At 68.9% G+C, this 23,438-nt stretch carries 22 protein-coding genes; 19 read left to right on the forward strand and 3 right to left on the reverse strand.

Going from position 1 to position 23,438, the window contains the following annotated elements; genetic code table 11:
* Positions 1–46: 46 nt before the first annotated feature.
* A complete protein-coding gene (locus ASF41_RS05765; protein WP_056491581.1) occupies positions 47–1,165 on the forward strand; it encodes a metallophosphoesterase in 1,119 nt (372 codons plus the stop codon).
* An 81-nt stretch (positions 1,166–1,246) separates the two neighbouring features.
* Here ASF41_RS05765 and ASF41_RS05770 read toward each other — a convergent pair whose 3' ends face one another.
* Positions 1,247–1,741, reverse strand: a complete 495-nt coding sequence (locus ASF41_RS05770) for a DUF427 domain-containing protein (RefSeq protein ID WP_056491582.1) — start codon at positions 1,739–1,741, stop codon at positions 1,247–1,249.
* A gap of 159 nt (positions 1,742–1,900) precedes the next feature.
* On the opposite strand from ASF41_RS05770, the gene otsB reads away from it, so the two are divergent.
* The 10 genes from otsB (at position 1,901) to ASF41_RS23555 (ending at position 12,364) form a co-directional block, all read left to right on the forward strand.
* A complete protein-coding gene (gene otsB / locus ASF41_RS05775; protein ID WP_056491584.1) occupies positions 1,901–2,656 on the forward strand; it encodes a trehalose-phosphatase in 756 nt (251 codons plus the stop codon).
* Positions 2,657–2,717: 61 nt separating this feature from the next.
* Entirely contained in the window at positions 2,718–3,728 is a 1,011-nt protein-coding gene (locus ASF41_RS05780) for a glucokinase (protein WP_056491586.1), read from the forward strand.
* Between the two features lie 14 nt (positions 3,729–3,742).
* The gene (locus ASF41_RS05785) at positions 3,743–4,495 is read left to right on the forward strand and encodes a DUF2459 domain-containing protein (RefSeq protein WP_056491588.1); all 753 of its coding nucleotides are present in this window, start codon (positions 3,743–3,745) and stop codon (positions 4,493–4,495) included.
* An 86-nt stretch (positions 4,496–4,581) separates the two neighbouring features.
* Entirely contained in the window at positions 4,582–6,111 is a 1,530-nt protein-coding gene (locus ASF41_RS05790) for a Do family serine endopeptidase (RefSeq protein WP_056491590.1), read from the forward strand.
* Between the two features lie 267 nt (positions 6,112–6,378).
* Entirely contained in the window at positions 6,379–7,674 is a 1,296-nt protein-coding gene (locus ASF41_RS05795; protein ID WP_056491592.1) for an aminotransferase class I/II-fold pyridoxal phosphate-dependent enzyme, read from the forward strand.
* A 65-nt stretch (positions 7,675–7,739) separates the two neighbouring features.
* On the forward strand, positions 7,740–8,228 hold the full coding sequence (locus ASF41_RS05800; RefSeq protein ID WP_244479574.1) for a hypothetical protein: 489 nt from the start codon (positions 7,740–7,742) through the stop codon (positions 8,226–8,228).
* A gap of 39 nt (positions 8,229–8,267) precedes the next feature.
* Positions 8,268–8,777 carry a hypothetical protein gene (locus ASF41_RS05805; protein ID WP_244479575.1) on the forward strand — a complete coding sequence of 170 codons (510 nt, stop codon included), beginning with the start codon at positions 8,268–8,270 and terminating at the stop codon, positions 8,775–8,777.
* Positions 8,778–8,837: 60 nt separating this feature from the next.
* Positions 8,838–9,671 carry a 3-deoxy-8-phosphooctulonate synthase gene (gene kdsA, locus ASF41_RS05810; protein ID WP_200941253.1) on the forward strand — a complete coding sequence of 278 codons (834 nt, stop codon included), beginning with the start codon at positions 8,838–8,840 and terminating at the stop codon, positions 9,669–9,671.
* A 188-nt stretch (positions 9,672–9,859) separates the two neighbouring features.
* Positions 9,860–10,189 carry a hypothetical protein gene (locus tag ASF41_RS05815; RefSeq protein ID WP_082487217.1) on the forward strand — a complete coding sequence of 110 codons (330 nt, stop codon included), beginning with the start codon at positions 9,860–9,862 and terminating at the stop codon, positions 10,187–10,189.
* 210 nt (positions 10,190–10,399) lie between these two features.
* Positions 10,400–12,364 carry a Hint domain-containing protein gene (locus ASF41_RS23555; RefSeq protein ID WP_244479576.1) on the forward strand — a complete coding sequence of 655 codons (1,965 nt, stop codon included), beginning with the start codon at positions 10,400–10,402 and terminating at the stop codon, positions 12,362–12,364.
* Here ASF41_RS23555 and queF read toward each other — a convergent pair.
* The gene (gene queF / locus ASF41_RS05825; protein ID WP_056213513.1) at positions 12,349–12,813 is read right to left on the reverse strand and encodes a preQ(1) synthase; all 465 of its coding nucleotides are present in this window, start codon (positions 12,811–12,813) and stop codon (positions 12,349–12,351) included. The genes ASF41_RS23555 and queF overlap by 16 nt on opposite strands.
* A 132-nt stretch (positions 12,814–12,945) precedes the next feature.
* Between queF and ASF41_RS05830 the strand changes: the two genes are divergently transcribed.
* From ASF41_RS05830 to ASF41_RS05845, 4 genes are all read left to right on the forward strand, one after another.
* On the forward strand, positions 12,946–13,149 hold the full coding sequence (locus ASF41_RS05830; RefSeq protein WP_056183260.1) for a hypothetical protein: 204 nt from the start codon (positions 12,946–12,948) through the stop codon (positions 13,147–13,149).
* Positions 13,150–13,355: 206 nt separating this feature from the next.
* Positions 13,356–14,645 carry a phosphopyruvate hydratase gene (gene eno / locus ASF41_RS05835; protein ID WP_055951092.1) on the forward strand — a complete coding sequence of 430 codons (1,290 nt, stop codon included), beginning with the start codon at positions 13,356–13,358 and terminating at the stop codon, positions 14,643–14,645.
* A gap of 102 nt (positions 14,646–14,747) precedes the next feature.
* A complete protein-coding gene (locus ASF41_RS05840; RefSeq protein WP_056491667.1) occupies positions 14,748–15,158 on the forward strand; it encodes a thiol-disulfide oxidoreductase DCC family protein in 411 nt (136 codons plus the stop codon).
* Positions 15,159–15,210: 52 nt separating this feature from the next.
* Positions 15,211–15,864: a DUF1345 domain-containing protein gene (locus tag ASF41_RS05845; protein WP_056491600.1), complete on the forward strand. Its 654-nt coding sequence runs from the start codon at positions 15,211–15,213 to the stop codon at positions 15,862–15,864.
* 21 nt (positions 15,865–15,885) lie between these two features.
* Here the strand turns inward: ASF41_RS05845 and ASF41_RS05850 are convergent, their stop codons facing one another.
* Complete coding sequence (locus ASF41_RS05850; protein WP_056491602.1) at positions 15,886–16,929, reverse strand: endonuclease/exonuclease/phosphatase family protein; 1,044 nt, start codon at positions 16,927–16,929, stop codon at positions 15,886–15,888.
* A 113-nt stretch (positions 16,930–17,042) separates the two neighbouring features.
* On the opposite strand from ASF41_RS05850, the gene ASF41_RS05855 reads away from it, so the two are divergent.
* The 4 genes from ASF41_RS05855 to ASF41_RS05870 all read left to right on the forward strand — a co-directional run bounded on the left by ASF41_RS05855 (position 17,043) and on the right by ASF41_RS05870 (position 23,416).
* On the forward strand, positions 17,043–18,419 hold the full coding sequence (locus ASF41_RS05855) for a pentapeptide repeat-containing protein (RefSeq protein ID WP_056491604.1): 1,377 nt from the start codon (positions 17,043–17,045) through the stop codon (positions 18,417–18,419).
* A 31-nt stretch (positions 18,420–18,450) separates the two neighbouring features.
* Positions 18,451–19,221, forward strand: a complete 771-nt coding sequence (locus tag ASF41_RS05860) for a potassium channel family protein (RefSeq protein WP_056213524.1) — start codon at positions 18,451–18,453, stop codon at positions 19,219–19,221.
* Between the two features lie 192 nt (positions 19,222–19,413).
* Entirely contained in the window at positions 19,414–22,398 is a 2,985-nt protein-coding gene (locus ASF41_RS05865) for a response regulator (RefSeq protein WP_056491606.1), read from the forward strand.
* Between the two features lie 73 nt (positions 22,399–22,471).
* A complete protein-coding gene (locus ASF41_RS05870; RefSeq protein ID WP_056350637.1) occupies positions 22,472–23,416 on the forward strand; it encodes an aspartate carbamoyltransferase catalytic subunit in 945 nt (314 codons plus the stop codon).
* Positions 23,417–23,438: the final 22 nt, after the last annotated feature.

The following is a 23,438-nucleotide window of genomic DNA, read 5'->3' on the forward strand; positions in this document are numbered from 1 at the left end:
GCAGAAAACTTTGCGCTGGGCCCCTGCCGCGGTCCATGGAGCAGCCATGATCCACCTGATCTTCAGCCTGCCCTGCCTGTACGTCGTCACCCGGGGCGTCTGGCCGCTGCCCTGGCCGCTTGCGCTCAAGCTCGGTCTCGCCGCCCTCCTGCTGGTCGCCTCGCAGTACCACCTGTGGAGCCGCCTCTCCTCCGGGTCCGTCTTCTCGCCCGAGTTTCCGCGGCCCATCGTTATGCTGTTCAGCGGGGCGTTCGGTGCGATCATCCTGCTGGCGGTGCTGCTCTTCGCGCTCGACGCCGTCGCCCTGGCATCCCCGGCCCTGCCCGGCGGCGGTTGGGCGGTTTCCAGCGCCTGGCGCATCGGGGCGGCCCTGGCGGTCGCGGTCCTGGCGGCGGTCGCGGTGCAGCAGGCCGTGCGCGTGCCGCCCCTGAAGGATGTCACGGTCGCGGTCAGGGACCTGCCGCCGGGCTTCGAGGGATACACCATCCTCCATCTCACCGACCTGCACATCAGCCGCCTGTTCCCCGCGACCTGGGCACAGGCGGTCGTCTCGCGCGCCAACGGGCTCGGCACGGACGTGATCCTCGTCACGGGGGATTTCATCGACGGTTCGTTCGCGGCCCGGCAGGCCGACGTGGAGCCGCTGCGCGACCTGACGGCGCGGGACGGCGTCTGGGCCATCCCCGGCAACCACGAATACTTCTTCGACGTCGAGACCTGGATGCGCCACTTCGCCGGCATGGGGATGCACATCCTCGCCAACGCCCATGCGGTCGTGACCCGCGGCGGCGACGCGCTGGTGCTGGCGGGAGTCACCGATCGCTCGGCGCCCGCCATCGGCCATCCGGGGCCCGACCTCGACGGTGCCCTGGCGGGTGCGCCCACGGATGCGCCGATCGTGCTCCTCGATCACCAGCCGGCAAATGCCCCTCGGGCAGCCGCGCGCGGCGTGGCGCTGCAACTGTCCGGCCATACACACGGCGGCATGATCATCGGACTGGACCGGCTCGTGGCGCGCGGCAACAACGGGTTCGTCTCCGGCGCCTACCAGGTCGGCGGCATGACCCTCTACGTCAGCAACGGGACGGGCCTGTGGGCCGGCTTCGCACTGCGCCTCGGCCGCCCGTCCGAGCTGACCCGCATCACCCTGCGCCGCACGTCTTGAGGGGGCACGGATACCGGGCGTCGCGTAGGCAGTCCGACGGGGCCTGGATCGGCGGCGATGCCTTTCGGCCCAGCCCGCGCTTCACCACCCCATGGTGCCGGGGCCGCCCTTGAACGGGCCGACGATGGCGGGCGTGATCCAGCCGCCGTAGAAGCCGCCGGGCTGCGGCGTCACACGCGCGTCGCCGACGAAGCAGGCCTCCATCGGACCGGCATAGAAGGCGATGTAGCCCGCGATCGCGGTGAAGTCCGGCGTGGGGGCGGGGTAGGCCCAGGCCGCGCCCTCGGCGCGAAAGCCGCCCGCCGCGACGTCGTACAGGACGGCGCGCCCCTTCCACTCGCAGATGCCGGCCCGGCGAGCGGACCCGAGCACGCCGGCCACCACATCGCCGGGCGGAAAGTAGTAGGTCGGCGGATGGCTGGTCTCCAGCACCCGGTATCCGGCACCAGTCTCGGCGATGGTCCGGCCGTCGAGCACGACCCGCAGCCGCTCCGGAACCCTCTCGAGGCGGGGCGGGCGCGGGTAGTCCCAGACGCTCTCCTCGTTCGGGCCGGGCGGGATCGGGGTGGGCCACATGCGATCGGGACCTTGCCTCACAGGGATCGGAAGGTCGGACAGATAGGGCAGGGTGTTGCGCCCGCCCTGTTTTCCGGCCTCCCGATTTCCCCTTCCCGCGTTTTCCCCCGGCGCAGGGCATGCTAGCGCAGGCCCGGATCAGACGAAGGGACAACCTGCGTGACCGACCCGACCGCCTTCGCCCTCTATCTCGACTTCGACGGCACCCTGGTGGAGATCGCGCCCAAGCCCGATCAGGTCCGGGTCGATCCCGCCCTCGCTCCGGCCCTGGAGCGTCTGCGCGCCCGGCTCGGGGGCGCCCTCGCCATCGTCACGGGCCGGCCCATCGGGGTGATCGACGATTTCCTGGTCCCCGCCTGCTTCGATGTCGCCGGCCTTCACGGCGTCGAACGGCGGGTCGACGGCATCGTCTCGGGCGGCTCCGCCGAGGATCACCCTGACCTCCGGGCCCAGGTGCCGGCCCTGCATGCGGCGGTCACCGCCCTCGAGCACGTCCTGATCGAAGACAAGGGCGCCTCCGTGGCGGTGCATTGGCGTCTCGCCACCCCGAGCGATGCCGCCGCGGCCGAGGAGGCCGTGAAGGCCGCCGCCACCGCCCTCGGATCCGCCTATCGGCTCCAGCTCGGCAAGGCGGTAGGCGAGATCGTGCCCGCCTCCGCCACCAAGGGCCATGCCATCCGGGCGCTCGCCGAAAACCCGCCCTATGCCGGCCGCCGGGCGATCTTTCTCGGAGACGACCTCACCGACGAGAAGGCCTTCGCCGTGATCAACGAGACCGGTGGCGTCAGCGTCCGTATCGGCGGGGCCGAGACGATCGCGTCCCGCCGCCTCATCGATCCGGAGGATGTGCGCCGTCTGCTCTACGCCTGGGCCGATGGAGCACAGATCGACCCAGACGCCCTGCCGGCCGCCTGAGCGGCGTCCCACGACCGATCCCTAATCCCCGTTCCCCGGGGCCCAGACGGAAGCGACGCGCATGTTCGAATTTCCCGTCCTCGTCGGCGATATCGGCGGCACCAACGCCCGCTTTGCCCTGGTCCCCGAGGCGGGGGCGAAGCCGGTCCTCCTCTCCCACGAGGAGACGGCCGGCCACCCCGATCCCAGTGCCGCCATCCGCGCCTCCCTGGCCAAGGGGAACGGCACCGCCCCACGCTCCGCCATCCTGGCGGTGGCGGCCCGGGTCGACGGGCCGGCGGTGCAACTCACCAATGCCCAATGGGTGATCGAGGGCGCGCGGATCGGGCAGGATTTCGGCCTGTCGCGCTCGGTGGTGGTCAACGACTACGTACCCGTGGCGGCAGGTGCTGCCGGGATCAGCCCCTCCGAGCTGACGCCCATCGGTCCGAACCGGGAGGAGGGCCGGGCCGGCGACCAGGGGGCGCGCCTCGTCCTCGGGCCCGGCACCGGGTTCGGTGCAGCGGCCCTGTTGCCGGTGGGCGGGCGCCTCGTCATCGTCTCGACCGAGAGCGGCCACGTGGATTTCGGGCCGAGCTCGCCGGCCGAGCTCGCCCTGTGGCCGCATCTGGAGCGGGTCGAGGGCCGCATCACCGTCGAAACTCTCCTTTCCGGCCCCGGCCTGACCCGGCTCCATGCGGGTCTGCACCGGCTGCGCACCGGCGCCGACGGCCCGCGCCTCGACCCGGCCGCGGTCACGGAGGCGGGGCTCACCGGCGCCGACCCGGACGCGGCGGCCGCCCTCAACCTGTTCGCCAAACTCCTGGGCCGCGTCTGCGGCGACCTCGCGCTCACGTTCCTGGCCACCGGAGGCGTCTATATCGGCGGCGGGATCGCGCCCCGCATCATCGACGTGCTCCGGCGCGGCGCCTTCCGCGCGGCCTTCGAGTACAAGCCCCCCTTCGTGGCGCAGATGGAGGCGATCCCCACGAGCGTCATCGCCGTGCACGATCCCGCGCTGACAGGCCTCGCCGCCCTCGCAAGCCAGCCTGACCGGTTCGACTATCACGGCCAGGTCTGGCAGGCGCCCTGACCGATCGCGCAGCCATGCGCACGGGTCGGTGGGGACTCGCTCGAATTGTCGCGGGCCTCGCCGCCCTGATCGTCACCCTGGTCGGACTCGTCGTCCTCGCAGCGCTGCTGACGGCGCAGCGGGGCGACCCGGACCTTTATCCGCCGGCGGACGCGGACAGTATCGGCATCGCGCTGGTGTCGCACGGCTGGCATTCCGGCCTCGTGCTGCCGCGGGCCGCTCTGACGGGAGCGGGGAGCGGGCCGGCCCTCGCCAGCATCGCAACGCGGTTCCGCGCCTATCCGCAGATCGAGTTCGGTTGGGGCGAGGCCCGCTTCTACCGGGCGACGCCGACCCTGGCCCAGTTCGATCTCGGCCTCGCGCTCGCAGCCCTGTTCACGCCGGGCGGACGGGCCGGGGTGGTCCAAGTGGTCGGCCTCGAGCGGCCGGTGCGTGATAGCTTTCCCTATTCGGACCTCGTGCCGCTGCGGGTCTCGAAGCCCGGCCTCGCGCGCCTTCTCGCTCGCCTGGAAGGAAGCTTCCGCCTCGTCGACGGACAGCCGGCCGCGGGCGGTCCGGGCCTCTACGGGCCGAGCCTGTTCTACGATGGGGCAGGGCGCTTCTCCTACGCGAACGTCTGCAACCACTGGGCGGCACGCCTGTTGCACGCCGCAGGCCTACCCATCACTCCCGTCCTCGATACCCACCCGGCGGGCCTCCTCCTCGACCTGCACTGGCGGTCCGGACTTGCCCCTCAGCCGCCGTCCGCGAACCTGTCCAAACCGTAATCTTCACGCCACGCCCGGGTCAGGCGGCGCCCTCTACAAACCGGATCACGGCCTGCCGATGGCGGCCCCCCGATCCGGAGACCCCTATGACCGCTCAGCCCAACCGTCTGCGCCGCAATGCCCTCGCCTCCGTCGCCGTGGCCGCCCTCGTGGCGACCGGCGCGGCCGGTATCGGCCTGACCCAGCCGGCCGCGCCGGCCTACGCCCAATCCCTTTCCAAGAACCCGATCGAGACCCCCGATCATCCGCCGGGCTCCTTCGCCAGCGTCGTCGACAAGGTGAAACCGGGCGTCGTCGCCGTGAAGGTGAAGCTCGACGACAGTGCCGATTCCGACGACGAGGACGGCCCCGGCCAGGGACAGCAGGTCCCGCCGCAGCTGCGCGAATTCTTCAAGCGCTTCGGCCAGGGCGGACCGGGTCAGGGTGGTCAGGGCCAGGGCTTCGGCATGCCCAAGCGCCAGGGTCAACGCGGCGCCATGGGCTCGGGCTTCATCATCTCGGCGGACGGCTACGTCGTCACCAACAACCACGTGGTCGACAAGGCCAAGTCGGTGCAGGTGACCCTGGACGACAACCGCACCCTCGATGCGAAGGTGATCGGCAAGGATCCCAAGACCGACCTCGCCCTCCTCAAGATCACCGAGGGCGGCACCTTCCCTTACGTCTCCCTCAGCAAGTCGGCGCCCCGCGTGGGCGACTGGGTGGTGGCGATCGGCAACCCGTTCGGCCTCGGCGGCACGGTGACGGCGGGCATCGTCTCGGCCCGCGGCCGTGACATCGGCGCCGGCCCCTACGACGACTTCCTGCAGATCGACGCGCCGATCAACAAGGGTAATTCCGGCGGCCCGACCTTCAACGTCGGCGGTGAGGTGGTGGGTGTGAACACCGCCATCGCATCGCCCTCCGGCGGCAGCGTCGGCCTGGCCTTCGCCATCCCGGCCGAGACTGTGCAGGCGGTGGTCGACCAGCTCCGGGCCGACGGCAAGGTGGCCCGCGGCTACCTCGGCGTGCAGGTCCAGCCGGTGACGAAGGACATCGCCGACGGCCTCGGTCTCGACAAGGCCAAGGGCGCCCTCGTGGATCATGCCGAGGCGGGGACTCCGGCGGCGAAGGCGGGCCTGAAGTCCGGCGACGTGATCGAATCGGTCAACGGTGCCCCGATCAACGACGCCAAGGAGTTGTCCCGCAAGATCGCCGGCATCAAGCCGGGGGCCAAGGTCGAGCTGACCTACCTGCGCGGTGGCAAGACCGACACCGCAACGGTGGAACTCGGCGTGCTGCCCAACGACACCAAGGTGGCGAGCACCGACCGCGGCTCCTCGGCGAACGGACAGCCGCGGCTGGGCCTCAGCCTCGCCCCGGCCTCCGAGGTCGGTGCCGGCTCCGAAGGCGTGGCGGTGATGGAGGTCGATCCCGACGGTCCGGCTGCGGCCAAGGGCATCGAGCAGGGTGACATCATCCTGGATGTCGCGGGCTCCAGCGTCTCGCAGCCCTCGGAGGTGGCCGAGCGCGTCCGCTCCGCCGAGTCGAGCGGCCGCAAGGCGGTACTGATGCGGGTCAAGAGCGCCAAGGGCGTCACCCGCTTCGTCGCGGTGGCCCTGAGCAAGGCGGGCTGATCCGGAGTTTCCTCCGAGGGGGATCGAACGAGACCGAACGGCGGCCCACCCTGCGGGCCGCCGTTCGCCATGGTTCCTCCAGGCGCACGGACTGGACGCGCCGAGCCGACATCGGAGGCATGGACTCGGATCCGAGCCACTTGGCATGCCACGCAACCCTGAGACCGGGAGCCCCGCGCCCGCGCGGGGTGACGCGGGCGACGCGAGACGTCATGGTGTGCGCGCTTTTTGAACGCCCGCGCGGCCCCACCCGGACCTGAGCCCACCATGACGACGATCGCCGACCGCAGCACGGCCGACCTCGCGGACCTGCACGCGCAGGCTCGCAACGCCTACGACGCCTTCAAGGCCCGGGGCCTCAAGCTCGATATGACGCGCGGCAAGCCGGCGCCCGAGCAGCTCGACCTCTCCAACGGCATGCTCGCGCTGCCGGGCAACGGCGACTACACCACCGCGGCGAAAGAGGATGCGCGCAATTACGGCGGTCAGCAGGGCCTGCCCGAGCTGCGGGCCCTGTTCTCACACCTCATCGATGCGCCGGCCGATCAGATCGTGGTCGGCGGCAATTCCAGCCTGGCCCTGATGCACGACACCATCGTGTGGGCGCTCCTGAAGGGCGTGCCCGGCTCCGAGCGGCCGTGGTCGCAGGGCGAGACGCCGGTCTTCCTCTGCCCGGTGCCGGGCTATGACCGCCACTTCGCCCTCTGCGAGGAGTTTGGAATCCGCATGATCCCCGTGCCGATGACGGGGCAGGGGCCCGACATGGACGTGGTCGAGAAGCTGGTCGCCGACCCCGCCGTGAAGGGCATGTGGTGCGTGCCGAAATACGCGAACCCGTCGGGCGAGATCTTCTCCGACGAGACCGTCCGGCGCCTCGCCACGATGACGACCGGCGCTCCCGATTTCCGCCTGTTCTGGGACAACGCCTACGCGGTGCACCACCTCACCACCGATCGCCACCCGGTACGCGATATTCTCGCCGCCTGCGCCGAGGCCGGCCATCCGGACCGGCCCTTTCTCTACGCTTCGACCTCGAAGGTCACCCTGGCGGGCGCCGGTCTCGCGGTCTTTGCCGGCTCGCCCGAGAACACGCGCTGGTTCCTGGCCCGTGCCGCCAAGCAGACCATCGGCCCCGACAAGCTGAACCAGCTCCGCCACGTGCGCTTCCTGCGCGACGCCGCCGGACTCCAGGCCCACATGGACGCCCACCGGGCCCTCATCGCGCCGAAGTTCGCGGCCGTACAGGAGGCCCTGGAGCGGCACCTGGCCGGAACCGGTGCCGCGCGCTGGACCCGGCCCGAGGGCGGCTACTTCATCACCGTCGAAGCCCGTGAAGGCACCGCCACCGAGGTGGTTCGGCTCGCCAAGGAAGCGGGCATCGCCCTGACACCGGCCGGAGCGACCTCGCCCTATGGCCGCGACCCGAAGGACAGCGTCCTGCGTCTTGCGCCGACCTTTCCCAGCCTCAGCGACGTGACGAAGGCAGCCGAGGGCATCGCCATCTGCATCCTTCTTGCATCCCTGGAGGCCGAGCACCGGGCCCGCGCGCGCTCGGCGGCCTGACCCTTCTGACGCAATCCGGAAACGTCGGCGCCGGATGATGCGGCGCCTATCCGGGAGGCAACGCGATGGTGACCCTGAGGACGGTGACCCCGAGAACGCTGCAACGCGCCGGCGCTCATGTTTTGCCCGGCCTGGCTTTCTGCATCCTCATGGCCGAGGCGGCCCCGGCCCAGGCGCGCACCGCCTGGGCGTCCGGCACCTTCGTCTATGCCGACCTTTGTACCCTGCCGCAGACCGGCACGCGCAGCGGCCAGCGCATCACCCTGCGACGCTCACCGAACGGGAACGGGCTGACCTACGAGAGGGCCGAGCAGCGTGGCCCCCGCGCTGCCGCCGACGTCACCCTCGACGACGCCACCAAGGCGATCCGCTTCGCGGTTGAGACGGAGGTCGGGCCGCTCCACTTCCAGGGCGTCGCCGGCGCAGATGCTCTCACCGGCACCTTCGAGGACGAGGCGGGCGCACATACGGTGTCCCTGCCGCGGGTCCTGCGCTCCCATGCTCACGAGGCCTGCCACGGCGACACCACGGGTTCGATCACCCCGCGGCTGTAAGTGGTGGGCGCGGTCTGTCTCTTGCGCTAGGTCGGACCGATGATGCTTTCCTTCCGGCTCGCCGCGATCCTGCTTTCCCCGATGCTGTACGCTGCGGCTCCGGCGGCGGCGGATGGCTGCGATGCCCTCGCCGCACGGATGATCCGCGCCACCGGGGCTTCCCTGGCCGGTCGCGAGGGGACACGCGCCGTATTCCGCGCAGCCGATGCCGAGCGGATGAGCCTCGATTGCCGGGCGCACCGTATGGTCTTCTCCGCCTTGGAACGGGAGCCGGCTCGCCGCTACTACGCGCTGATCGGCCTCGCCGCCGGGGCGCTCACCGGCGCGAAACCCGAGGCTGTCGAGACCCTCGCCCTCAGTCTGCACCAGGGCGCCCTGGTCACGGGACGCCCCCAGGAGGGCGTTGTAGGGCGCGCTGCGCTCCGCTGCGAGACGGCGCCCGATACCGACCCGTTCGTGTCGCCGCGGACCCTCTGCGTGCTGATCCCCAGCACCCGGGGCGTGCTTCGCCGCCATGCCGGCCTTCCCGTGGCAGCGCAGGCGGGCTAGACCGGCGCCATGCCTCAGATTGCATCATCCGAGACCGCGTCTTCCACCGCTCCCATCGTGATGGCCGGTTCGGTCGCGTTCGCGAACCACCTACCCTTCGCGCTGATCGCCGGCCCGTGCCAGCTCGAGAGTCGCGATCACGCGGTCGAGATCGCCGATGCCCTGAAGGCGATGACCGACCGCCTCGGAATCGGCCTTGTGTTCAAGGCCTCGTTCGACAAGGCCAACCGGACCTCCGGCACCACCGCGCGCGGCCTCGGCCTCGCCGGGGCCCTGCCGATCTTCTCGGAGATCAAGGAGCGCTTCGGCCTGCCCGTCCTGACCGACGTGCACGAGGCAGCGCAATGCGCGGCTGCGGCCGAGGTGATCGACGTGCTCCAGATCCCGGCCTTCCTCTGCCGGCAGACCGACCTCCTTCTCGCGGCCGCCGCCACCGGCCGAGTGGTGAATGTGAAGAAAGGTCAGTTCCTCGCACCCTGGGACATGGCCCACGTGGCCGCGAAGGTGACCAGGGCAGGCAATCCCAACGTGCTGGTGACCGAGCGCGGCGCCTCGTTCGGCTACAACACCCTCGTCTCCGACATGCGCAGCCTGCCGATCATGGCGCAGGTGACCCACGGCGCCCCAGTGGTGTTCGACGCCACCCACTCGGTGCAGCAGCCGGGTGGTCAGGGCGCGACATCGGGCGGTCAGCGGGAGTTCGTCGCCGTGCTCGCTCGCGCGGCCGTAGCGGTGGGCGTCGCCGGCCTGTTCATCGAGACGCATCCCGACCCGGACCAGGCTCCCTCGGATGGACCGAACATGGTACCCCTGACGGCGATGCCGGCGCTGCTCGCCAAGTTGCAGGCCTTCGATCGCCTCGCCAAGGCGCGGATCGTCGGCCAGGCCCCCTGAGATCGAGGAAAACCGTCAATCTAGATCCGGCAAGTCCAGGCACGGGCTCGACAACTCTGGACGGCTGAAGCGATTCACCAAGGGCGATGAACCACGTTGCGCTTTGTTCATCTGGGAAAGCGGACGGGAACGATCGGGACATCCTGACGTTGGAATGTCCAACTCGTTCTCGAATGCTGTAGGATACCATGCGCAAGCTCGCTCTGATTTCTGCCCTTACCCTTTCGCTCGGCGGTCTCGCCGCTGCCACCTCCGCCGAGGCCGGGCCGCGTGGCCATGGTTACGGTCATGGGGGCTACGGTCATGGACATGCCTACGGCCATCGCGGCTATGGTCGCGGCTACGCGTATGGCGGTCGTCGTCGTGGGATCGGAACCGGCGCGGCCGTCGGTCTCGGTATTGCCGGTCTCGCGGCGGGCGCAATCGCTGCGGGCGCTGCGCGGGATTCCTATTATCGCGACGGTTATGCGCGTCCTGCCTATGGCTACGGCGCTCCCGCTTACGGTTATGGCTATTAAGCTCTTCATCGTCTGACACCGAAGACCGATACGCAAACGCAAGCAGGGGCGGCCAACGAAAGTTGGCCGCCCCTGCTTGCGTTTGGACCCCGCCCGGAACTGCGAACCGCTCCGCTTCGCGCGCTCGGGGCCATATCGATTTTTGCGCCTCGTCCCACAAGCTTCGCAAGGGGGTTCGCGTCCGATCCCCACGGTTGTGAGGAATGCGGAATGGCCATCTTGACGGACCTGAGTCCAGAACAGCGTGATGAAGTCACCTACCTGTCGGGTCTCGATGAGGATGGCCGGATTGGGAAGGACACTTGGTTCACTTGGAACTATGCGGACTTCAGCAAGACACAAGTATGGATGAACAAGTTCTATAATGACAGCGAGGGCACCCCTCTCGCAGCCACGAGCGAGGCTGGAACACCAGGGGGAACAGTCACTTACTCCTTCGGCGCTGGCCTGCCAGCTCAAAGCCAGGCCGCCTATACTTCCGCGCTGACGCTGTGGTCCGATATCGCGGACATCACGTTCAAATACGTTCCGACGACTGAGACGGCAAATGTGCTGCTCGAGAATCCAACCGCAGGGCCCGGCGTTACCTTCTTCCCGAACAACGGCCGCCAGCCGATCGGAGGCTCGGACATCCCATCACAGACCTCCCCCAATGCCGCAGGCGGTCAAGCAACGATCCAGACATCCGCTTTTCCGGACTCAGGACCGTCGAACATCTTCAGCCTCGAGAACTCCAACATCCTGGGAACCATAGCTCATGAGACGGGCCACCTCGTAGGCCTCGGTCACTCCAGACCGTACAACGGCGATACCGTGGAGGGGGTGCGAGGCCCGTACGACCAGAATCTCTGGACCTTGATGTCCTATTACGGAAACAGCGACCCGGCCTCGCCCTTCACGTCGCAGGGCCCCGTCGTGGCGGATTGGCAAGGAGGATGGGCTCAGACACCCATGCCCATCGACATCCTGGCCATCCAACGCTTCTACGGAGAATCCAAAACCAGCACCTTCGCCGGCGGTCAGACCTACGGCTTCAATACAAATATCACCGGCGCATCCCGAGACTACTTCGATTTCACCAAAAACAGTACCCCCTTCGTCACCCTTTACAATCGGGGCGTCGACAACACTCTCGACGTCTCCGGATACAGCCAGGGCAGCCGAATCAACCTGAATCCCGGCACCTTCAGTACCGCCAGCGCCAACAGCTCCGTCACCAAAAACATCGGCATCTCTTTCGGCACGCGGATCGACAAGGCGATCACCGGCGATGGCGACGACGTGATCATCGGCAATGGCAACAGCAACGTGGTCGACGGTGGCGCGGGTGATAACACCTTCATCGTCACGGGCTTGCGCACGAACTTCACGATCGACCGGACGGGCGCGCGTACCATCGTCACCGACAAGACCTCGGGCGCCGTCGATACCCTGACGAACATCGGAAGGATCCAGTTCGCCGATCCCGTCTGCTTCACCACCGGAACGCGCATCGCGGTCGTCCGAGACGGCATCGCCGGCCAGGTCTTTATCCAAGATCTAGGCGTGGGCGATGTGGCGGTGACCGCGACGGGCGGATTCCGCCCAATCCGCTGGATCGGTCGGCGGGAGGTTCGGCCCGGTGCCTATCCCGTGCCTGCGACGCAATGGCCCGTACGCATCCTGGCCGGAGCGTTCGGCACGGATGCCTGCGGTCAGGCCGTCCCAGCCCGAGACCTGCGCCTGTCGCCCGGACACCCGGTGCTGATCGGCGCCGATGCGGCGAACGCGGGCGGCGTGCTGGTGCCGATCATGAACCTCATCGATGGCATCGCGATCTGCCGAGAGGCTGTGGACCGGGTGACCTACTGGCATGTGGAGCTCGACCGGCACGACATCCTGCTGGCGGAAGGCCTGCCGGCCGAATCGTACTTCGAGAGCGGCGCGCGCCTGGTTCGGCAGCGACACCAGGCAGGGCTGGTGGAGGGACGTCGACGGGACCGGCAGTCCGCTGTCCGGTCGCTGCCGTCCGGTGGCGTTCGACGGTCCGATCGTCGAGGCTGCGCGCTGCCGGATCGGCAGCGCCTTGCGCCTGCGTCTGGCCGCACAGGCAGCCTGGCCTTGCATCGAGACGCGGACGATGGCGGCCTGAGCCGAGGCCGCTCTCAAGGGAACGGTTCTCAGCGGGCCCGGTAGGGTGGCACGCCGGGATCCGGAAGCCAGACGGACTTCGGCGGCTCGCCCGTCTGCCAGAACACGTCGATGGGAATACCGCCGCGTGGGTACCAGAAGCCGCCGATGCGCAGGTAGCGGGGCGCCAGCAACTCGGTGAGGCGCAGGCCGATACCCACCGTGCAATCCTCGTGGAAGGCTCCGTGATTGCGGAAGGCCGTCAGATAGAGCTTCAGCGACTTCGATTCGACCAGCCACTGATCCGGTACGTAGTCGATCACCAGGATGGCGAAATCCGGCTGGCCGGTGACCGGGCACAGGGAGGTGAATTCCGGCACGGTGAAGCGGGCCAGATAGTCGGTGGTCGGATGTGGGTTCGGCACCCGGTCGAGTCGAGCCTCGTCCGGGCTGCCCGGCGGGGGCGTCATCTGTCCAAGTTGCAGGCTCTCGGCGCCTGAAGGCGGTGGCGTCATGGGCAAAATCTTCCGAAGACGAGGAGCGGACCACGTCGTAGGCGTCAGGCCTTATGACGAAATCCAATCATTTCGCCAGTCATGTGTCACCGACGAGTGGCAGGCGCGGGGTCCGCGTGCCATATGAAACGTATGAGCGACGAAAACACGGCTACCTACCCCTACACCCTGGAGATCCAGCCGCCCAAGGCGCCGGGCAGTCCATACCAGTGGGCGATTCGCCGGAAGGGGAAGCTGATTCAGCGATCCGACCGCAATCATCCCACCGAAGCCAAGGCGCGCGAGAACGGGATGGCCCAGATCGAGTTGCTTCTATCGGGCGCCGGAGACCGCTGACGCGATCCGGTCCAGACGGGACGCGGGAGATTCTGTCGGCCCGAAGGCAGCGGGTTACCGAGGGCGCTTGCCGGACGCGAAGCGTTGGCGGATAAGCCTCGGCGGGATCACCCCATCCCCGATGCGGCCAAATGGCGGCGTCCGGGAGGGGCCCGGCCTCACGCGATTGAGGCCTCGACAAGCCGAAACGTCCGGAAGGCGCCTGCATGACCGCGATCACCAACATCGCCGCCCGTGAGATCCTCGACAGCCGAGGCAACCCGACCATCGAGGTCGACGTGCTGCTCGAAGACGGCTCCTTCGGCCGCGCAGCCGTGCCGTCAGGCGCCTCCACCGGCGCGCACGAGGCGATGGAGCTGCGCGACGGCGACAAGGGCCGCTACGGCGGCAAGGGCGTGCGCAAGGCGGTCAACGCCGTGCAGTCCGACATCCTCGACGCCATCGGCGGCATGGATGCCGAGGACCAGATCGCCATCGACGAGGCGATGATCGAGCTCGACGGCACCCCGAACAAGAGCCGCCTCGGCGCCAACGCGATCCTCGGCGTCTCGCTGGCCGTCGCCAAGGCTGCTGCCGAGACGGCCGGACTGCCGCTTTATCGCTACATCGGCGGAACGCAGGGTCGGGTGCTGCCCGTACCGATGATGAACATCATCAACGGTGGCGCGCATGCCGACAATCCGATCGACTTCCAGGAATTCATGATCATGCCGGTGGGCGCATCGTCGCTCGCCGAGGCCGTTCGCATGGGCGCCGAGGTGTTCCACACTCTGAAGGGCGCCCTGAAGAAGGCCGGCCACAACACCAACGTGGGTGACGAGGGCGGCTTTGCCCCGAACCTGCCTTCGGCCGAGGCCGCCCTCGACTTCGTGATGCAGTCGATCCAGGCCGCCGGCTTCAAGCCCGGTACCGACATGGTCCTGGCCCTGGACTGCGCCGCGACGGAATTCTTCAAGGACGGTGCCTACCACTATGAGGGCGAGGGGCAGACCCGCGATATCGAGGCACAGGTCGCCTACCTCGCCGGCCTCGTGGATGCCTATCCGATCCTGTCGATCGAGGACGGCATGTCCGAGGACGACTGGGAGGGCTGGAAGCTGCTCACCGACCGGGTCGGCGACCGTTGCCAGCTCGTGGGCGACGACCTGTTCGTGACCAACGTCACCCGCCTCTCGCGGGGCATCGCCGAGCAGACCGGCAACTCGATCCTGGTGAAGGTCAACCAGATCGGGTCGCTCACCGAGACACTGGCGGCCGTCGATATGGCCCAGCGCGCCGGCTACACCGCCGTGATGTCCCACCGCTCCGGCGAGACCGAGGACTCGACCATTGCCGACCTCGCGGTCGCGACGAATTGCGGACAGATTAAGACCGGCTCGCTCGCCCGCTCGGATCGGTTGGCCAAGTACAACCAGCTGATCCGCATCGAGGAGGGCCTCGGCTCGCAGGCGCTCTATGCTGGCCGCAACGCCCTGAAGGCGCTCGCACGCCGCTGAGGCCACGCAAGCGCGCCTGCAAAGGTGCCTGAGTGAATCCGACACGGCCGCGAAGTCCTTCGCGGCCGTGTTTCGTTGCAGGCCGTGCCCTATGTCTCGTCCATGTCCACCTCCCAGACTGCGCGCCTCGCGCTGACCGTCTATTACGACGGCGCCTGTCCTCTCTGTGCCGCGGAAATCCGGCTGTACCGGCGCTCCGAGGGGGCCGAGCGCATTGCCTGGGTCGATGCCGGGGCCGAAGGCCCTGCGGAACTCGGACCCGGCCTCACGCGGGGTGCGGCCCGGGCGCGCTTCCACGTTCGGCGCCCCGATGGTGCCCTGGTCTCGGGGGCCGCCGGATTCGTCGCGCTCTGGGCCGTGCTGCCGCGCTGGCGCTTCCTCGCGTGGCTCGCCCGCCTACCGGGCGTGCTCGGTCTGGGCGAGTTCGCCTACCGCCTCTTTCTGCCGTTGCGGCCCTGGATCGCCCGGCGCGTTCGGGGCGGTGGACCACGCTGCGACAAGGCTTGCGGATAGGGTGCGCGTGGGCGCAGGAGCAGGGACGGAGCTCACTCCTGCGAGGCGGCGCATGCTCAATCCCATCCAGGCCTTCTGGCTTCGGCCGCGCCTCCTCGTCAGCGTCGGGCTCACCCTGGTGCTCGCCCTGATCCTGCCCTTCGCCGACCTGTCGGTCCGGCTTCTGATCGGTTGGTGTCTCGGGGTTCTCGTCTATTGCGGGCTCATCGTCGGCAAGGCTGCACGCCAGTCACGGGATTCCCTGCGGGCCGAGGCCTCGCGCCTCGATGACAGCGCCTTCACGGTCACGCTCTTCGCGATCCTGGCGGCGGCGGCGAGCTTCGGCGCCGTGGCCATGCTGGTTCTCGGAGGAAACGGCAGCGAAGCCTATCGCCTGACTCACCTGGCCCTCGCGGCCGCCACGATGATCAGTGCCTGGCTCTTCGTGCAGGTCGTGTTCACGGTGCACTACGCGCACCTCTACTACGGCGCCGATGCCGACACGTCCCGCGGCGGCCTCGACTTCAACGGCGACGAGAACCCAGACTTCTGGGACTTCTTCTACTTTTCCGCGACGATCGGGGCGACATCCCAGACCTCGGACACCGACATCACCAGCAAGGCGATGCGCCGGGTCGCCACGGTGCAGACGATCTATGCCTATGTCTTCAACACAAGCGTCCTGGCGCTGGCGATCAACATGGCGGCGGGTGTCGCCCAGCATTGAGCCTACAGGCGTCGCCGAACATCAGGGCGCGGCCTCCAGGGCTTCTCGAGCGTCCGCGTGATCGTCCACCGTAGCCTCCGGTGCCTCCTGCAGGTCTGGAGCTCGATCGCTGCGGCACAGGCTGATGAGGATCGGGAAATGGTCGGACTGGATATGGGGCAGGCGCTCGATCCGGCCAAGCAGGAAGTCGGCGCTGAAGAAGATATGATCGAGGGGCCAGCGCAGCAGCGGCCACTTCGCGTTGAAGGTCGGATAGAGACCGCGCCCGATGCGCGGATCGAGGAGCCCGCTGATCCGCTGGAAGAGGTCGTTGGTCTTGGACCAGGCGACGTCGTTGAGATCCCCCGCCACAACGGCGGGACGCCCCTCCGCCTTCACCTCGCGGGCCACCAGGACGAGCTCGGCGTCGCGTGCGGCGCTGCTCTGGCCCGGGTGGGGCGGGCGCGGATGCACGCCGAAGAACGTGAAGGTCTCGCCGGAACGCAGGGTCACGCCGGCGCGGACGGAGGGGACGTCGTCCTCCAGGAGGAAGCGCACCTGCGGGTCGGTGAGGGGGAGCTTCGAATAGAACATCAGCCCGTAGGTGTTGCCCTGCGGCTGGGCCAGCACGTGAGGATAGCGGGCCCGCAGGGGTTCGAGCGCCTGCGCCCAGGCTGCGTCGGTCTCGACCAGCAGCAGCAGGTCGGGGTCCTGAGCGGCGATGAGATCGAGGATCGGTGCGTAGGCGCGGTTGGACTCGAGCACGTTGGCGATCATGATCGACACGCCGGCGTCGGAGCGGCAGGCGCCGGCCTCCGCGGCCACGGCCTGCGGCGAGGACAGACGCGTGAACGGGTAGATGCAAGCCACTTGGTAGGCTAGGGCTGCCACGAGGCCCACGGCGAGCATCAGCCCCGGGGCATCGCGGGCGACGAGAAGCAGGCCCAGGATCACCGGCACGATCAGGGCCGCAATCTGCAGTCGCGGAAAATCGAAGGTGCGGATGAAGCCGGAATTGCTCGGAACGAACGGCAGCAGCGTCGCCGCCACGAGGAGCACGCCGAAGGCCTTCAGGCCCAGTGCCATCCATGTCCCCGCCACACTTCACCCCCCGTGTCGTCGCCGGCACGCCGTGGCCGAGCGTTGCGGAACGTCCCAGGGCCGGAATGGTGCCCGCATGGCCCACCGGGAGGTCGGTCGTGGAGCCTGACGCCGAGGAGACTGCCGCAGCGCGCGCACGGGTCGACGCGCTCCTCGCCCGCCTCGAATCCGCAGCCTTCATCGGCTTTTCCGGTGGCGAAGCCCGCGACCTCGGCGGCCTGCCCCTGGGGCGGGAAGCCCTGGCGGCCCGGCTCGGCGACACCCCGCAACCACCCGCCTGGTGGGACCCGAAGCAGGCCGGCTTCGCCCTCGCCGGTGCCGATCTCAGCGACGCGCACCTTGAGGACACGGATCTCACCGGCGCCAACCTCGCGGGGGCCAATCTCGCCGGGGCCCTCGGACGCTCCGCGGGCTTCGCCGGCGCCACGGTGGAGGAGGCGAATTTCGCCGGTGCCGATCTCAGCGGCGCCCGCTTCACCGGCATTGCCGGCGGCGAAGCCAATTTCGACGACGCCATGCTGGAGGATGCGCATTTCGGGGGCGCTGCGATGCGCTTCGCCAAGCTCCGCCGGGCGCTCCTCGACGGCGCCAATTTCGACGGCGCAGACCTCTGGGGGGCCGACTTCACCGGTGCAGATGCCGACTACACGCATTTCCGCGGTGCACGCCTGGACGAGGTCAAGCTCGTGGGCGTCAACCTGACCTACGCGGATTTCGAGGGCGCCAGCCTGAAGAAGACCCAGCTCAGCGGGTCACGCCTGCGAGGGGCCAATCTCACCGGGGTGAAGCTCGACGGGGCCGACCTGTCCGGGGCCGACCTGTCCGAGACCAGCCTGGTGCGGCTCAATCTTTCCACCTGCGACCTGCGCCATGCGCGCTTCGCCGGGGCCTGGCTCAACGGCACCCGGATGCGGGTGGACCAGCTCGGCGGCGCGGTGGGCGAGGAGATCGCCCGGGACTACGTCGCCGCGCAGGCGAGCTATCTCGCCCTGGAACAGAACTTCAAGAGCATCGGCAGCCAGGATGCGGCGAGCTGGGCCTACAAGCGGGGCCGCCGGATGGGCCGGTTCCACGCGGGCGCCCAGGCACGGGCGGCCTGGGAGAAGCGCATGGGCCCGGACCTCGCCCGCCACGGCTATCAATGGGTTGCCGACCGCTTCGTGGAGTGGCTCTGCGACTACGGCGAGAGCCTGTCACGCATCGCCCGCGCCTTCGTCATCCTGATCTTCGTCTTCGCGGTTCTCTACGGCTTGACCGGTGGCCTGATCCCGGAGGGGGGCGACGGGCGGGCGACCTACAATCCCCTCGATCTCGTGAGCTACAGCGCCCTGAACATGATGACCGCCAATCCCCCCGAAATCGGCGTGAAGCCGGTCGGCCGCGTCACCAACCTGCTTGTGGGCATCGAGGGCGCGGCCGGCATCATCCTGATGGGCCTGTTCGGCTTCGTTCTCGGCAATCGGCTGCGGCGCTGATCGACCAACCCCGATCGGCCGTTCTGCCGCCATGACCTCACTCACCGCGCGCCTCGCCGGACTCTACGAAGGAAATACCGACGGGGCGCATCGCTTCCGCTACGGCCTCCTCGTCTTGGACGTGACCACCGTCGCCTACGTCGTGGTGACCTCGTTCCTGCCGCGCGCGCCCTGGATCGAGGGAATCGACGTCGTCCTCGGCCTCGTCGTCCTCCTCGACTTCCTGGCGCGCCTCGCCATCAGCCGGAACCGGGCGCAGGAATTCCTGCACCTTTCCACCTGGGCGGACATCGCAGCGGTGGTATCGTTCCTCGCGCCGGTGGTGGGGGAGGGGGTCGGCTTCCTACGCATCCTCCGGACCCTGCGCCTCCTGCGCACCTACCAGCTCCTCGATCGCCTCCGCGCCGACAGCACCGTCTTTCGCGCCAACGAGGACGCGATCCTGGCCGCCACCAATCTCGCGGTCTTCGTCTTCGTGATGACCGGGATCGTCTACGCCACGCAGCACGGCAGCAACCCGGCGATCGGCAACGCCATCGACGCGCTCTATTTTACCGTGACCTCGCTGACGACCACCGGCTACGGCGACATCACCCTGCCGGGCCCGACCGGACGCCTGATCTCGGTCGTCGTCATGATCTTCGGCGTGACGCTGTTCCTGCGTCTCGCCCAGGTGCTGTTCCGCCCCCCCAAGGTACGGTTTCCCTGCCCGGCCTGCGGCCTGCAGCGCCACGACAGCGATGCGGTTCACTGCAAGGCCTGCGGCACGCGTCTCGCCATCCCGGACGAAGGTGCCGATTGAGCGGATATTGCACCGGGCGCGGTGAGCCCCGGGATGAACGGAAACGGCGCCGGCGCGTTTGCGAGCGTCGGACCCGTGATCCTGTTTCTCCGATCCTGTCGTGGTGGGGCTGGAGCACAACACCATCGCCGCCGCGACCACGCCGGCCCTTCCTCCCGCCCGCCCGGGCGTCAACCCCGTGAACCGCATCGCATGACCAGCGCCTACCCGAAGCGTCCCGATCGTGGTTGGCGCAAGCCCCGCATCCTCGCGGGCCTGCCGAGCTCCCCCCTCGCCCTGGTGCTCATCGGCATCGCGGTGGCAGCCGGCATCGGAAACTATCTGGCCGGCGAGGCCAGTCGCACCGAAGCGGCGCGCCAGCACGCGATCCTCAGGGAGAGCGAGCGCCTGCTGTCGAACATGGTCGAGCTCGAGACCGGCATGCGCGGCTACGTGCTGTTCGGTGAGGAACCCTACCTCGAGCCCTATCAGGCGGCCCAGAACACCATCGACGGGCAGCTCGATACCATCGAGACCCTGACGAAGCAGACCGATGCCCAGGCGCCCGAACACATGCGCGACCTGCGCCGTTTCGTGGAAGCGAAGAGGAACTACGCCGCCCACGTCATCGACCTGCGCCGGAACCAGGGCTACGACGCGGCCGTCTCGCTGGCTCGCCTGGGGGAGGGCAAGCGCACCATGGACGGCGTGCGGGGGGCCGCCAAGGGTGTCCAGAACCACGCTACCGCTGTCCTCGCCGTCAGCGAGGAGCGGGACCGCGTGCTCTCACTCGTGCTGCTGCTGGTGTCGATCGCCTCGGCCCTGGGTGCGGTCGGGCTGCTCGGGCGCCTCGCCTTGGTGCGCCGTCGCGACGAGCAGCGCACCGCCGCCCTCCTCGACGGCGTCTTCGCCAACGCACCCGTCGGCCTCGGCTTCCTCGACCGTGACCTGACGATTCAGAACATGAACCGGGCGCTCGCCACCATGAATGAGCGCGGATTCGGCGCCGATCTCGGTGCGCCGATCTGGGCGAACGTACCGACGCTGCAGGAGCAGCTCATCCCGAAGCTCAAAGCCGCCCGCGACGAGGGCTTGGTGACCACCAACGTTGACGTGGCGGTGCCCACCCCGAGCGCACCACGCGGGGTGCGCCACTTCCAGATGAGCTTCTATCCCCTGCGCGGACGGACCGGCTCCGCACGCACCGGCGGCGCCCAGGCCGACGGCGTCGGACTCGTGGTCTCGGACGAAACCCTGCGCAAGCTCTCCGAGGAGCGCATGCGCCACAGCGAGGAGCGCTTCCGCTCCCTCACCGAGGCCACCACCGCCATCGTCTGGACGACCAATCCGGAAGGCGGATTCGAGGTGACCCCCTCCGAATGGACCCGCTTCACCGGTCAGACGCCCCAGGAGGCCGCCGGAGCCGGATGGCTGGGCTCGATTCATCCCGACGACCGCGAACGCACCAACGCGGCCTGGCTCCAGGCCCTGGAAACCCTCGCGCCCTACGAGATCGAGCACCGTGTCCGCCGCCAGGACGGGGTGTGGCGGATCATGTCGGCCCGTGCCGTCCCGATCCTGGAAGAGAACGGCAGCATCCGCGAATGGGTCGGCACCCATTCCGACGTCACCGCCCGCAAGGAAGCGGAACTCGCCCTGGAGGCCGCCAAGGAGGCGGCCGAGGAGGCCAACCGCGCCAAGAGCCAGTTCCTGGCCAACATGAGCCACGAGTTGCGGACCCCGCTCTCGGCGGTGATCGGCTATTCCGAGATGCTGCAGGAGGAGATCGAGGATCTCGGCGAGGAGGGACTCCTCGCCGACATGCGCAAGATCGAGGCGAACGCCCGCCACCTGCTGGGCCTCATCAACGATGTCCTCGACCTTTCGAAGATCGAGGCCGAGCGCATGGAGATCTATGCCGAGGCCTTCCCGGTAGCCGAGACCGTGCGCGACGTCGCCGCCACCGTGGAATCGCTGGTCGACAAGAAGGGCAACAGCCTGGCCCTCGAGATCGCGGACGACCTCGGCGAGGCGCAGACCGACCAAACCAAGCTGCGCCAGTGCCTCATCAACCTCCTGAGCAATGCGGCGAAGTTCACCGAGGCCGGGCGCATCACCCTGGGGGTCACCCGCACGGCGCGCGAGGGGGCCGACTGGCTCGTCTTCCGCGTGACGGACACCGGTATCGGCATGACCCCCGAGCAGCAGGCCAAGCTGTTCCAGCGCTTCACCCAAGCCGACGCCTCGACCACCCGCCGGTTCGGCGGCACCGGCCTCGGCCTCGCCATCACCCGCGCCTTCGCCGAGATGCTGGGTGGCCGCATCGAGGTGGAGAGCGAGGAGGGAGCCGGCACGACCTTCACCCTGGCGGTGCCGGCGACCTACGTGCCTCCAAACCCGATCGCGGCGGCTCATCAGGACCACGACGCTCTGCACCGGACCGGCGAGGCACGACCGGTCGCCGGCGGCCATGTCCTGATCATCGACGACGACGCCGCGACGCGCGATCTCCTGGCGCGCTTCCTGGAACGCGACGGCTTCACCGTGGCCACCGCCCGTGACGGGCGCGAGGGCGTGGAGCGGGCCCGCGAGCTCAAGCCCCGGGTGATCCTCCTCGACGTGACGATGCCGCGCATGGATGGCTGGTCGGTGCTGCGTACCCTGCGGGCCGACCCGGAACTCGGCGCGACCCCGATCATCATGGTGACGGTGCTCGACGAGCAGAACCTCGCCTTCTCGCTGGGCGCCACCGACTACCTGCAGAAGCCGATTGAGTGGGGCCAGCTCAAGTCGGCCATGGAGCGGTTCAAGCCCTCCGAGCACAAGGGCCCGGTGCTGATCATCGATGACGATCCGGATGCCCGCGAGCGCCTCTCCGCGATGCTGACCCGCGAGGGCTGGCGCGTCGCCTCGGCCGAGAACGGCGTGGCCGGCCTGGAGGCGACGGCGGCCAAGAAGCCCTGCCTCATCCTCCTCGACCTGATGATGCCGGAGATGGACGGCTTCGGCTTTCTGAGAGCCCTGCGCGAGCAGGCTGAGTGGCGCGATATCCCGGTCGTCGTCCTCACCGCCAAGGACATCACGGCCGACGACCGCAGGCGGCTCGCGGGGCGTGCGGATCGGGTCCTGCAGAAGGGCGGCCTGAGCCTGACGGATCTGGCCGAATCCCTACGGCCGCTGGTGGCCCCCGGGGTCTGACGACGCCAGCCCGGCGGGCGCTCCGCGCGCGCTTGCCGGCCCCTGCGGGGCGGCCTATAGCCCTGGACTCACCATGACAGCCGCCCCTCCCAGCTTCCCCCACCGGCACCTGCTCGGGATCGAGGGGCTCACCCGATCCGACATCGAGATCCTCCTCGACCGGGCGGAGGACGCCGTAGCCCTCTCGCGTCAGGTCGAGAAGAAGCGCACCACCCTGCGCGGTCGCACCCAGATCAATCTGTTCTTCGAGCCCTCGACGCGGACGCAGAGTTCCTTCGAGCTCGCCGGCAAGCGCCTTGGAGCCGACGTGATGAACATGTCGGTGGCCTCGTCCTCGGTGAAGAAGGGTGAGACCCTCATCGACACTGCCGCCACCCTCAACGCCATGCGGCCCGATATCATCGTGGTGCGCCATCACGCGGCCGGCGCCGTGCACCTCCTGGCCCGCAAGGTCGACTGTGCCGTGGTCAATGCCGGCGACGGTGCCCACGAGCACCCGACGCAGGCGCTCCTCGACGCGCTGACGATCCGGCGCAATAAGGGCCGGATCGAAGGTTTGCGGGTCGCGATCTGCGGCGACGTCCTGCACAGTCGCGTGGCCCGCTCGAACCTCATCCTGCTGCAGGCCCTCGGTGCGCGGGTCCGGGTGATCGGACCCTCGACCCTGCTGCCCACCGGCATCGAGCGCTTCGGTGTCGAGGTCTTCACCGACATGCGCAAGGGCCTGGAGGGCTGCGACATCGTCATGATGCTGCGCCTGCAGCGCGAGCGCATGAACGGCTCCTTCGTGCCCTCCGTGAAGGAATATTTCCGCTATTTCGGGCTCGATGCCGACAAGCTGCGGCTGGCCGCACCCGACGCCCTGGTGATGCATCCGGGCCCGATGAACCGCGGCGTCGAGATCTCTTCGGAAATCGCCGACGGGGCGCAGTCGCTCATCAGAGAGCAGGTCGAGATGGGCGTGGCCGTTCGCATGGCGGTGCTGGAAGCTCTGGCGACGCATCTGCCGAACGCGTGAGGCGGCTGCGGCGTCTGCCCGC

It is taken from the genome of Methylobacterium sp. Leaf111, from assembly GCF_001423285.1.
Lineage (GTDB): Bacteria > Pseudomonadota > Alphaproteobacteria > Rhizobiales > Beijerinckiaceae > Methylobacterium.